Below are 13,099 nucleotides of genomic sequence, written 5' to 3'. Positions count from 1 at the left end.
ACCCCACCGCGGGTCAAGGCGGTGGACGACGTGGACGCCGCCTTCTGGGACGCCGTCGAACGCGAAGACCTCGAAGCTCTCGGCGCGGCGATCAGCGGTGAGGACGCGGCGCTGGACGCGTTGCGGCCCGCGCTGCCCGCCCTGTCCTCCTGGCGCCGCCGCAGGCGGGCCGGGTCGGAGACCGACGGCTGGCGCTACCGCCTCGCGTGGGCGCCGCTCACCCGCTCCGGCGAACCGGTCCTGAACGGCACCTGGCTGCTGGTCACCCCGCCCGGCGACACCGAGGACACCGGTACTCTCGCCGACGCCCTGCGGGCGGCCGGCGCCACGCCCGTCCGCGTCACCCTCGACACGGCCGCCCCCGACCGGCAGCAGTACGCCGCTCGCATCGGCGAGGTGCTCGCCGCCGCCGCACCCACCGTACCCATGGGGCTCGACGGGATCGAGGGCCCGTTCCCCGTCGCGGGAGTGCTCTCCCTCCTCGCGGACGCCGACGCCGCCCACCCGGAAGGGGAGCACACGGCCGTCCCCGCCGCCCTGCCCGCGACCGCCGCCCTGATCCAGGCCCTCGGCGACCTCGACCAGGCCGCCCCGCTGTGGTGCGCCACCCGGCAGGCCGTCTCCGTCGGCGGCCTCGACGCGGTGCACCGGCCCGAGCACGCCGCGATCTGGGGCCTCGGCCGCGTCGCCGCCCAGGAGTACCCGGACCGCTGGGGCGGCCTGGTGGACCTGCCCGCCGTGCTCGACGCCCGTACCGGCGCCCGCCTGTGCGCGGTCCTCGCCCGGCGCGAGGAGGACCAGACGGCCGTCCGTACCAGCGGTGTCTTCGCCGCCCGGCTGGAGCACGCCGGCGTGCCGGCGGGCCCCGGGGCCGAGGAGGCGGCATGGCGGCCCGGCGGCACCACGCTGATCACCGGCGGCACCGGCGCCCTCGGCGCGCAGGTCGCCAAGGCCCTGGCCCGCAACGGCGCCGAGCACCTGCTGCTGCTCAGCCGCCGCGGCGACCAGGCCCCCGGCGCCGGCGAACTGGCCGCGGAACTGAAGGAACTCGGCGCCGCCGTCACCATCGCCGCGTGCGACGCCGCCGACCGCGACGCGCTCGCCCGGGTCCTGGCCGCCGTACCCACCGACCAGCCGCTCACCGCCGTCGTGCACGCCGCCGGCCTGCTCGACGACGGCGTCCTCGACAGGCTGACCCCCGACCGGTTCACCTCCGTGCTCGCCGCGAAGGCCGCCGCCGCCCGCCACCTGCATGAGCTGACCGCTCACCAGGACCTGTCCGCGTTCGTCCTGTTCTCCTCGGTCGCCGGCACCGTCCCCGGCCCCGGGCAGGGCAGTTACGCCGCCGCCAACGCCTACCTGGACGCCCTGGCCGCGTACCGCGGCGCCAGGGGCCTGGCGGCCACCTCGGTCGCCTGGGGACCGTGGGCCGAGGGCGGCATGGTCGCCGACAGCGCGCTGGTCGAGGGCCGCGTCAGCCGCGGCGGGCTGCCCGTCATGGCCGCCGCGAAGGCCGTCGCCGCCCTGGAGCGGGCCGTTCTGGCCCGCGACACCTACGTGGCGATCGCCGACGTCGACTGGGAGCGCTTCGCACCCGGCTACGCGGCCGTACGCCCCAGCCCCCTGCTGGCCGGGGTCCCCGAGGCGCGGGCCGCGCTGACCGCGGCCGTCACCGCGAGCCCCGGCACCGACCTGCTCGCCCACCTCGCCGGCGCCTCCGAGGCCGAACGGCAGCGGCTGCTGGCCGAACTCGTCCTCACCGAGGTCGCCCTCGTCCTCGGCCACGCCTCGCCGGCCGCGATCGACCCGCGGCGCGCCTTCCGCGACATGGGGTTCGACTCGCTGACCGCCGTCGAACTGCGCAACCGGCTCGGCAAGGCAACCGGTACCCGCCTCGCGACGACCCTTGTCTTCGACTACCCCACCCCGGAGGCGCTGACCGGGCACCTGTACGGGGAGCTTGTGCCGGAGCCGAGCGTGCCAGGCTTGCGGGAACTGGACGCGCTGCAGGCGTCCCTCACGGCGCCGGACGCCGACCCCGCCCGGCGCGACGCGGTCACCGAGCGGCTGCGCGCCCTGCTGTCCGCCCTGGACGGAGCCAGGACGGGCGCGAGCGGCGAGTCGGTCACCGGTGAACTCGAAGGAGCCACCGACGACGAGGTCTTCGAGTTCATCGGCAAAGAGTTCGGGATCTCCTGAGCAGCGCCACCCGCCGGGCACCCCGGACCCGCCCCTCAGCCGTACCGCCCCTATGACTTCCCGAGGTGAGAGCACCATGGCTTCCCCGAATGAGGAAAAGCTCCGCTATTTTCTCAAGCGCGTCACCGCCGACCTGGCCGAGACCCGGCAGCGGCTGCGCGAGGCCGAGAGCGGTGCCCCCGAGCCCGTCGCCATCATCGGGATGAGCTGCCGCTTCCCCGGCGGGGTGCGCACACCGGAGCAGCTGTGGGAACTGCTGGCCGAGGGGCGCGACGCGCTGGCCCCGTTCCCCGAGGACCGCGGCTGGGACCTGGAAGCCCTCTACGACCCGGACCCCGACCGGTCCGGCACCTCGTACACCCGGCACGGCTCGTTCCTCGACGGTATAGGCGAGTTCGACGCCGCCTTCTTCGGCATCTCGCCGCGTGAGGCGCTGGCCATGGACCCGCAGCAGCGGCTGCTGCTGGAGACGTCCTGGGAGGCGTTCGAACGCGCCGGACTCGACCCGCGCGCCCTGCGCGGCTCGCGCACCGGCGTGTTCATGGGCTCCAACGGGCAGGACTACGCGGGGCTGCTGATCGGCAACGTCGAAGGCGCGGAAGGCTACGTCAGCACCGGCAACGCCGCCAGCGTGCTGTCCGGCCGGGTCTCCTTCGCGCTCGGCCTGGAGGGACCGGCCGCCACCGTCGACACCGCGTGCTCGGCCTCCCTGGTCGCCCTGCACATGGCGATGCAGGCGCTGCGCGGCGGCGAGTGCTCCCTCGCCCTGGCCGGCGGCGTGTCCGTGATGTGCACCCCGGGCGTGTTCGTGGACCTCAGCCGGCAGGGCGCACTGTCGCAGGACGGGCGGTGCAAGGCGTTCGCCGAGGCCGCCGACGGCACCGGCTGGGGCGAGGGCGCCGGCGTCCTGCTGGTCGAACGCCTCAGCGACGCCCAGCGCCTCGGACACCCCGTCCTGGCCGTCGTGCGCGGCAGCGCGGTCAACCAGGACGGCGCGAGCAACGGCCTGACCGCCCCCAACGGCCCCTCCCAGCAGCGCGTCATCCAGCAGGCCCTCGACAGCGCCCGGCTGACGGCCGCGCAGATCGACGCCGTCGAGGCGCACGGCACCGGCACCATGCTCGGCGACCCCATCGAGGCGCAGGCCCTGCTCAACACCTACGGGCAGGCGCACGACCACGACCGGCCGCTGTGGCTCGGCTCGGTCAAGTCCAACATCGGCCACACCCAGGCCGCCGCGGGCGTCGCCGGCGTCATGAAGATGGTCCTGGCCATCCAGCACGGCAAGCTGCCGCGCACCCTGCACGTCGACCGGCCCACCACACACGTCGACTGGGACTCCGGCGCCGTGGCCCTCCTCACCGAGGCCCGCGACTGGCCCGCGACCGGGCAGCCGCGCCGAGCCGGTGTCTCGTCCTTCGGCGTCAGCGGCACCAACGCCCACACCATCATCGAACAGGCCCCCGATCCGCTGCCGGCCGACGGCGGCCCCACCGCGGCCCCCGCCCCTGCCGGCGAGCAGGCCCTCGCCGAGCCCGCCGCCCCCGAGCCCGCGTCCCCCGGCTCCGCGTCCCCCGAGCCCGCCGCACCCGCCGCGCCCCGCGCGGTCACCGCCCTGCCCGTCACGCCCTGGGTGGTCTCAGGACACGGACCCGCGGGCCTGGCGGGGCAGGCCGCGCGCCTGTCCGCGCACCTCGCGCGATCCGGGGGCCCGCGGGAGGACGCCGACGCCGGCCTCGCCGGAACCGCGGCCGCGCTCGTCCGCCACCGCAGCGTCTTCGACCACCGCGCGGTCGTCCTCGGCGCCGACCGGGAGCAACTCGCCGCGGGCCTCGACGCGCTGGCCCGCGGCGCCGAACACCCGGCCGTCGTGCGCGGCGCGGCCGCCGGAGGCGAACGCCCCGTCTTCGTCTTCCCCGGCCAGGGCTCCCAGTGGCCCGGCATGGCCCGCCGGCTCATCGCCGAATCGCCGGCGTTCGCCGCCTCCATGGCCGCCTGCGAGGAAGTCCTCGCCCCCCTCACCGGCTGGCGGCTCACCGAGGTCGTCGACGACGCCGAGCGGCTGCGGCACGTCGACGTCATCCAGCCCGCGCTGTTCGCCACGATGGTCTCGCTGGCCGCGCTGTGGCGCTCCGCCGGCGTGGAACCGGCAGCCGTCGTCGGCCACTCGCAGGGCGAGATCGCCGCCGCCTGCGTCGCCGGCGTCATCGGCCTGGAGGACGCCGCCCGCATCAGCACCCTGCGGGTACGCGTCATGGGCCCGCTCACCGGCGTCGGCGCCATGGTGTCCATGTTCGCCACCCGCGAGCAGGCCGAACGTCTCGTACGGGACGTCGGCGGCCGGCTGTGGACGGCCGCCGTCAACGGACCCGAGACCGTCGCTGTCTCCGGCACCCACGACGCCCTGGACCGGCTCGTGGCGCGGTGCGAGGCCGAGGGCGTGCGAGCCCGCCGGCTCGCCTCGACCTTCCCCTCCCACTGCCCCGAAGTCGAGCCTCTCGAAGCCGAGATCAAGGCCGAACTCGCCGGCATCACCCCCCGCGCCGGACGGGTCCCGCTGCTGTCCACCGCCTACGGCACCTGGTTCAGCGGCCCGGAGATGACGGCCGACTACTGGTACGACAACCTGCGCCGGCCCGTGATGTTCCAGGACGCCGTCCGCACCCTCGCCCGGGCCGGCCACCGCGTCTTCATCGAGGTCAGCGCCCACCCCGTGCTGGTCGCGGCGGTCGGCGACACCCTCGCCGAGGACGGCGTGGACGGCGTCTCCACCGGCACCCTGCGCCGCGACGAGGGAGGCGCCGCCAAATTCGCCGAGTCCGCCGCCCGCGCCTTCGCCCACGGTGCCCGCGTCGACTGGACCGCGCTGCTGCCCGCCGCCGCCGCGCCCGCCACGGCGAGCGCCGCCCCCGCCCTGCCCACGTACGCCTTCCAGCGCCGCCCCTACTGGCCGCCCGCCCGCCGCCACGCCGCCGGCGACCCCGCCGGGCTCGGCCTGCGCGGCGCCGGACACGGCCTGCTCGGCGCCGCCGTCGGCCTCGCCGAGGACGACGGACTGCTGCTCACCGGACGGCTCTCCGCCAAGGCGCAGCCCTGGCTCGCCGACCACGCCCTGGGCGGCACCGTCATCCTCGCCGGCACCGCCTTCCTCGAACTGGCCCTGCACGCCGCCGACCGTGTCGGATGCGGGACCGTCGACGAACTCACCGTCGAGACCCCGCTGGCGGTGCCCGGGCACGGCGGCGTCCGCGTCCAGGTCCGCGTCGCCGCGCCCGGCGCCGACGGCCGCCGCTCCCTGACCGTCCACGCCCAGCCCGACGACGGCGACGACGACGACGGCCCGGTTTCCGGCGAGCAGCCCTGGACCCGGCACGCCGTCGGCCTGCTCAGCGCCGACCCCGCCCCCGCAGCCCCTGACGACCTCACCGCCTGGCCGCCGGAAGGCGCCGACCCGCTCGACGCCACCGGCCTCTACCCGGCCATGGCGGAACGCGGCTACCACTACGGGACGTCCTTCCGTGGCCTGCGCACCGCCTGGCGCACCGGCGACGAGGTGTACGCGGAGGTCGAACTCGCCGCGGAACACCGCGCCGAGGCCGCCGCGTTCGGCCTCCACCCGGCCCTGCTGGACTCCGCGCTGCACGCCATCGCCGTCGGCGGGCTCCTCCAGGACGGCCCCGACGCCCCCGGCTGGCTGCCGTTCTCCTTCAACGAGGTCCGCCTGCAGGCCACCGGCGCCACCATGCTCCGCGTCCGGCTGCGCCGCACCGGCCCCGAGTCCGTCTCCGTCCTCGTCGCCGACGCCGAGGGCGCCCCCGTCGCCACCGTCGACCACCTCGTCCTGCGCCCGAACGCGGCCCGGCCCACCGCCCCCCGCACCACCGACGACCTCTACACCGTGCGCTGGGACGAGAAACCCGCCACCGGCGAACCCGGCCCCCTGCGCTGGACCGTGCTGGGCGCGGGCGAGCGCACCGCCGCCGCCCTCACCGCCGTCGGCGCCACCGCCACCACCGCGCCCACCCTGGCCGCGCTCACCGGCGACACCCCCGATGTCATCGTCCTCGACACCCGCGCCTCCGACACCCCGGGCGCCGAGGTCCCCGGCGCCGACGTCCCCGCGGCCGTCCACCGCGCCACGACCGCCGTCCTCACCGTGCTGCGCGAGTGGCTGGAGACCGAGGAACTGGCCGCGACCCGGCTCGTCGTCCTCACCGGCGGCGCCGCCCCCGACGCCGGGGTGCCCGTCACCGACCTGGCCGGCGCCGCCGTGTGGGGCCTGGTGCGCAGCGCCCAGACCGAGAACCCCGGCCGGCTGCTGCTCGCCGACATCGACGGCACCGGAGCCTCCTGGGCCGCCCTGACCCGGCTCGCCGCGGGCGACGAACCGCAGGCCGTCGTCCGCGACGGCACCGTCACCGTGCCCCGCCTGGTCCGCGCCCCCGAGCCCGCCGCCCCCGCGGCGCCCGTCTGGGACCCGGAAGGCACCGTGCTGATCGTCGGCGGCACCGGCACCCTCGGCGGCCTCGTCGCCCGCCACCTCGCCGCCGAACACGGCGTGCGCCACCTGCTGCTCGCCGGCCGCAGCGGCCCCGCTGCCGACGGCGCCGCCGAACTGGCCGCCGCCATCGCCGCGACCGGCGCCCACGCCGACATCGCCGCCTGCGACGCCGCCGACCCCGAAGCGCTCGCCGCCCTCATCGCCGGCATCGGCCCCGCGCACCCGCTGCGCGGCGTCGTCCACGTCGCCGGCGTCCTCGACGACGGCATGCTCACCTCCCTCACCCCCGAACGCCTCAGCGCGGTCCTGCGCCCCAAGGCCGACGCCGCCTGGCACCTCCACACCCTGACCGCCGGACGCGACCTCACCGCGTTCGTGCTGTTCTCCTCCTTCTCCGGCACCGCCGGAAGCGCGGGACAGGCCGCGTACGCGGCCGGCAACGTCTTCCTCGACGCCCTCGCCGCCCACCGCCGCGCCGCCGGCCTGCCGGCCACCTCCCAGGCATGGGGCCTCTGGGAGTCCACCAGCGCCATGTCGGCGCACCTGGGCGCCGCCGACCGCCGCCGCATGGCCCGCCAGGGCGTACTGCCGCTGCCCGACGCCGACGGCATGGCGCTCTTCGACGCCGCCACCGAGTACGCCGCCACCGCGCACGGCGCCGCCCTCACCGTCCCCATCCGCCTCGACCTGCCCGCCCTGCGGGCCCAGGCCGCCGGCGCCGGACTGCCGCCGCTGTACCGCGTCCTGGTCCCGCACACCCCCCGCCGTACCGCGGCCGCCGCGGGTTCGGGACAGCCCGACTGGGCCGAGCGGCTCGCCCGCATGACCCGGACCGAACGCGACCACGCCCTGGTCACCCTGGTGCGCTCGCAAGCCGCCGCCGTCCTCGGCCACGACTCGCCCGAAGCGGTCGGCGCGGGCACGGCGTTCAAGGAACTCGGCTTCGACTCCCTCATGGGCGTCGAACTGCGCAACCGCCTGGCCGCCGCCACCGGCGTGCGCCTGCCCGCCACCCTCGTCTTCGACCACCCCACCCCCACCGCCCTCGCAACCCGCCTGGCCGACAGCGTCCTCGGCACCACCGGCGCCCCCGACCGCACCACCCCCGGGCCCTCCGCGGCGGCCCCCGGCGAACCCGTCGCCGTCGTCGCCATGGCCTGCCGCTACCCCGGCGGGGTCCGCACCCCCGAGGACCTGTGGGAACTCGTCGCGGGCGAGACGGACGCCGTCGGCGAACTGCCCGGCGACCGCGACTGGGACCTCGACGCCCTCTACGACCCCGAACCCGGCCTGCCCGGCCGCAGCTACTCCCGCAACGGCGCCTTCCTGCCCGACGCCGCCGACTTCGATCCCGGCTTCTTCGGCATCTCCCCGCGGGAGGCGCTGGCCATGGACCCGCAGCAGCGGCTGCTGCTGGAGACGTCCTGGGAGGCGTTCGAACGCGCCGGGATCGACCCCCGCGCCGCCCGCGGCACCCGCACCGGCGTCTTCGCCGGCGTCATGTACCACGACTACGCCTCCCGGCTGCGGACCTTCCCCGAAGGCGTCGACGCCTTCCTCGGCACCGGCAGCTCCGGCAGCGTCGCCTCCGGCCGCGTCGCCTACACGCTCGGCCTCGAGGGCCCCGCGGTCAGCGTCGACACCGCCTGCTCCTCCTCCCTGGTCGCCCTGCACCTGGCCGCCCAGGCGCTGCGGGCCGGGGAGTGCGAGATGGCCCTGGCCGGCGGCGTGACCGTGCTGTCCACCCCCGGTATCTTCATCGACTTCAGCCGCCAGCGCGGCATGTCCGCCGACGGCCGGTGCAAGCCGTTCGCGGCGGCCGCCGACGGCACCGGCTGGGGCGAGGGCGCCGGCATGCTGCTGCTGGAACGCCTCTCCGACGCCCGCCGCAACGGCCACCCCGTACTCGCCGTCCTGCGCGGCTCCGCCGTCAACCAGGACGGCGCCAGCAACGGCCTGACCGCCCCCAACGGCCCCTCCCAGCAGCGCGTCATCCGCCAGGCACTGGCCGCCGCCCGCCTCACCGCCGACCAGGTCGACGTCGTGGAGGCCCACGGCACCGGCACCACCCTCGGCGACCCCATCGAGGCCCAGGCCGTCATCGCCACCTACGGCCAGGACCGCCCCGAGGACCGCCCGCTGCTGCTCGGCTCGATCAAGTCCAACATCGGCCACACCCAGGCCGCCGCGGGCGTCGCAGGCGTCATCAAGATGGTGCAGGCCATCCGGCACGGCGTCGCGCCCCGCTCCCTGCACGTCGACGAACCCAGCCCGCACGTCGACTGGAGCGCCGGCGCCGTCGAACTGCTGACGGAGCGCCAGGACTGGCCCGAGACGGGGCGCCCGCGCCGGGCCGGCGTCTCCTCCTTCGGCATCAGCGGCACCAACGCCCACGTCATCGTCGAACAGGCCCCGCGGGACACCCGGCCGGAACGGCCCGGCGACGGCGAGCGGCCCGGCGTGCCCGGCGCCCTCCCCGTACTGCTCCACGGCCGGACCGCGGGCGCCCTGCGCGCCCAGGCCGCCGCCCTCGCCACGCACCTCGACCGGCACCCGGACGCCGACCTCCTCGACACCGCCTTCTCCCTGGCCACCGGACGCGCCGCCCTGGAGTACCGGGCCGCACTGCCCGGCACCGACCCCGACGCCCTGCGCGGCGCGCTGACCGCCCTGGCCGCCGGCCGCCCCGCGCCCGGCACCACCCAGGGCCTGGCCGCCGACACCCCCCTGGCGTTCCTGTTCGCCGGACAGGGCAGCCAGCGCCTGGGCATGGGCCGCGAACTGGCCGCCGCCTGGCCGGCGTTCGCCACCGCCCTCGACACCGTCCTCGCCCACCTCGACCCGCTGCTGCCCACCCCGCTGCGCGACGTCCTGTACGGCGACGACCCCGCCGCACTGGACCGCACCGGCAGCACCCAGCCCGCCCTGTTCGCCCTCGAAGTCGCCCTCTACCGCCTCGTGGAGTCCTGGGGCCTGACCCCCGACTACGTCACCGGCCACTCCGTCGGCGAACTCGCCGCCGCGCACGTCGCCGGCGTGTGGAGCCTGGAGGACGCCTGCCGCCTCGTCGCCGCCCGCGCCACCGCCCTGCAGGCCCTGCCCGAAGGCGGCGCCATGCTCGCGGTGCAGGCCGGCGAGGACGAGGTCCGGGCCGCGCTGGCCGGCCTGGAGGACACCGCCGGCCTCGCCGCCGTCAACGGCCCCGATTCCGTCGTCGTCTCCGGCGCGGCCGGCGCCCTCGCCGCCCTGGAGGAGCGCTGGCGGGCCGACGGCCGCAGGACCAAGCGGCTGCCCGTCAGCCACGCCTTCCACTCGCCGCTGACCGAACCCGCCCTCGGCGCCTTCCGCGAGGCCGCCGGCCGCGTCACCTACCACGAGCCGCGCATCCCGGTCGTCTCCGACCTCACCGGCGAGATCGCCCGCGCCGAGGAGCTCACCGACCCCGAGTACTGGGTACGCCACGTCCGCGGCACCGTGCGCTTCGCCGACGCCGTCCGCACCCTGCACGCCCTGGGCGTACGCCACTTCGCCGAGGTCGGCCCCGACGGCACCCTCGCGGCCCTGGCCCGCACCTGCCTGGACTCCCTCGGCGGCACCGGGTCCGCCGCCACGGTGCCCCTGCTGCGATCCGACCGGCCAGAACCGCAGGCCCTCGGTCACGCCCTGGCCGCCCTGCACGTCCACGGCGCCGCCGTCGACTGGGCCGCGTACTTCGCCGGCTCCGGCGCCCGCCGCACCGATCTGCCCACGTACGCGTTCCAGCGCGAACGCTACTGGCTCAGCGAGAACCCCGACGCCCTCCCGTCCGCGGGCCTCGCCGACGCAGCGTTCTGGGCGGCCGTCGAGCAGGAGGACCTCGCCGGGCTGTCCGCGGCCCTGGGCGACGACGGGACCGGCGACGGCGACCGCGTCCTGGACGCCCTGCGCCCCGCCCTGCCCGTCCTGTCCGACTGGATCCGCCGCAGCCGCGCCCGCGCCACCCCCGCGTACGCGGGAACCGCCGCCCCCGCCGCCGGGCCCCTGCTGCGCGCCACCCTCGCCGACCTCCCCCGGGACCAGTGGTACGAAACGGCGCTTGACGTCGTCCTCGCCCAGTCCGCCGACGTCCTCGGCCACGCCGGGGCCGACACCATCGAGCCCACCCGCGACTTCCTCGACCAGGGCTTCGCCTCCCTCACCGCCGTCGAACTGCGCGCCCGCCTCGCCGCCCTGACCGGCCTGGACCTGCCCGCCGCCCTCGTCTACGACCACCCCTCCCCGGCCGAACTGGCCGCCCACCTCACCGAGATCCTCGCCACCGCCACGGAGGCGGAGGCCGCCCTCGCCCCCGCGGCACCCGCCCTCGCGCCGGAGCCGGAGACCGCCCCGGCCGCGACGGCCCTTCCCGCCGGGACCGTCCCCGTTCCCGCCGCGGCGTGGGCCGGGACCTCGGCCCAGGCCGCCCATGCGCCCGTCCCGGCCCTCGCGCCGGCCGGTACACCCGCCGTGACGGCCGCGCGCGAGGAGGCACGGGAGCCGGCGGCCCTCGCGGCCGGGGCTCCCGGGACCGCCTTCGCCGCGGTGGGCGCCGCGGCCGCAGGGGCCGCAGGGGCCGCTGTCCAGGCCGCACCGGCCTTCACCGACGCGGCCGTCCGGCGCCAGTCGCCGCAGTCGCCGCAGTCGCCGCAGTCGCCGCCGTCCGCGACCCGGGCCCGCGAGGCCGGGGCCTTCGTCTCGCTGCTCACCGAGGCCTGCAGGACCGGCCGGACCGGACAGTTCCTCGACCTCGTCGGCACCGCGGCCGCGCTGCGCAGGTCACCCGGGTCGGGACGCGGCGCCTGGGCACCGGCGCCGATCCCGCTCGCCGACGGGCCGGACGGCACCACGCTGGTGTGCTGCTCCTCGCTGACCGCGCTCGCCGGCCCGGCCCGGTTCCGGCAGTTCGCGGCGGCCCTGCGCGGACGGCGGCGGACCGCGCTGCTGCCGGTGCCGGGATTCCTGCCGGGCGAGGAACTGCCCCGCTCCTACGACGAGCTGATCGAGCGCCAGGCCGACACCCTGCTCGACCACGCCGACGGCGGCGCGATCGCCCTGCTCGGCCACGCCTCGGGCACCCTGACCGCCTACCACCTCGCCCACGAGCTGGAGCGCCGCGGCCGCGCGGCCCGCGCCCTCGTCCTCATCGACGCACCCGCGCCCGGCACCGACCTCACCGAGACGCTGACCGCCGAACTCGTGGGCGGCCTGGTCACCGCCGACCCGCTCACCGCCGAGGACGACCGGCTCATCGCCACCGGCGGCTACCGGACCCTGCTGCCCGCGTGGACCCCGCGGGCGCTGACCGCCCCCACCCTGCTGCTGGCCCCGCAGGGCCCCGCCCTCACCGGCGAGATCGGCGAGGGGCGGCAGCCCTGGCCCGGGGCGCACGACGCCGCCACCCTTCCCGGGGACCCGCTGGAGATCCTGGGCTCTGGCGCATCCGCCACCGCCGAGGCCGTCCACACCTGGCTCGACGCACACTGAAACCCCGTCCGGGGGCCGGTTCCGCCGCGGCGGAACCGGCCCCCGGACGCCGACCGGCGCACGGCACCCGCCGTCCGCCAAGCGAAAGGACCCGACCGTGCCCAACCCCGTGGAGTCCGGCCTCTGGCTGCGCAACTACCACAAGGCCCCCGGCGCCGGCGCCCGGCTGATCTGCTTTCCCCACGCCGGCGGCTCCGCCAGCTACTACTTCCCCGTCTCCGCCGCGCTCTCGCCGGAGTTCGACGTCCTGGCCGTGCAGTACCCCGGGCGCCAGGACCGCCGGAGCGACCCGTTCGTGGACACCATCGACGCCCTCGCCGACGAACTGCACACCGCGATCGCCCCCGCCATGGAGGGCCCCGTCGCGTTCTTCGGCCACAGCATGGGCGCCGTCCTCGCCTACGAGGTCACCCGCCGCTTCGAGGAGCGCGACGGCATCAGCCCGGTCGTCGTGTTCGCCTCCGGCCGCCGCGCCCCCAGCCGGCAGCGGGACGAGAACGTGCACCTGCGCGACGACGCCGGGATCATCAAGGAGATGCGCAAACTCGGCGGCACCGACTCCCGCGTCCTGGGCGACCCGGAGCTGCTGGAGATGGTGCTGCCCGCGATCCGCAACGACTACCGGGCCGTGGAGCGCTACAGCCGCGGCACCGACGCCCGCATCAGCGCGCCCGTCGTCGTCATGACGGCCGAGGACGACCCGCGCACGACCGTCGAGGAGGCCGCCGCCTGGGAGGACCACACCACCGGCGGCACCACGCTCCACACCTTCGACGGCGGCCACTTCTACCTGGAGCAGCACGCCGGACGGGTCATCGACGTCATCGCCACCACCCTGCGCGACCGCCTCCGCGCATCCGTCGCGGGCTGAGCGGGCCGCCCGGGTACCCGCCCGGA

3 protein-coding genes are annotated in these 13,099 nt (G+C 77.1%); all 3 read left to right on the top strand.

Going from position 1 to position 13,099, the window contains the following annotated elements:
* Positions 1-2,199, top strand: a 2,199-nt coding sequence (locus K7G61_RS24475) for an SDR family NAD(P)-dependent oxidoreductase (RefSeq protein WP_225849112.1), incomplete at its 5' end; no start/stop codon positions are given.
* A gap of 52 nt (positions 2,200-2,251) precedes the next feature.
* A complete protein-coding gene (locus K7G61_RS24470) occupies positions 2,252-12,202 on the top strand; it encodes a type I polyketide synthase (protein WP_374204222.1) in 9,951 nt (3,316 codons plus the stop codon).
* A 97-nt stretch (positions 12,203-12,299) separates the two neighbouring features.
* Positions 12,300-13,073: a thioesterase II family protein gene (locus tag K7G61_RS24465; RefSeq protein ID WP_225849111.1), complete on the top strand. Its 774-nt coding sequence runs from the start codon at positions 12,300-12,302 to the stop codon at positions 13,071-13,073.
* Positions 13,074-13,099 lie beyond the last annotated feature (26 nt).

Source organism: Streptomyces sp. HPF1205, from assembly GCF_020400825.1.
Taxonomy (GTDB): Bacteria; Actinomycetota; Actinomycetes; order Streptomycetales; family Streptomycetaceae; genus Actinacidiphila.
This window is presented reverse-complemented; position numbering and strand designations above follow the sequence as displayed.

Coding starts and splice junctions, on each gene's coding strand:
- K7G61_RS24470 (WP_374204222.1), top strand. CDS start 2,252: ATGACTTCCCGAGGTGAGAGCACCATGGCTTCCCCGAATGAGGAAAAG.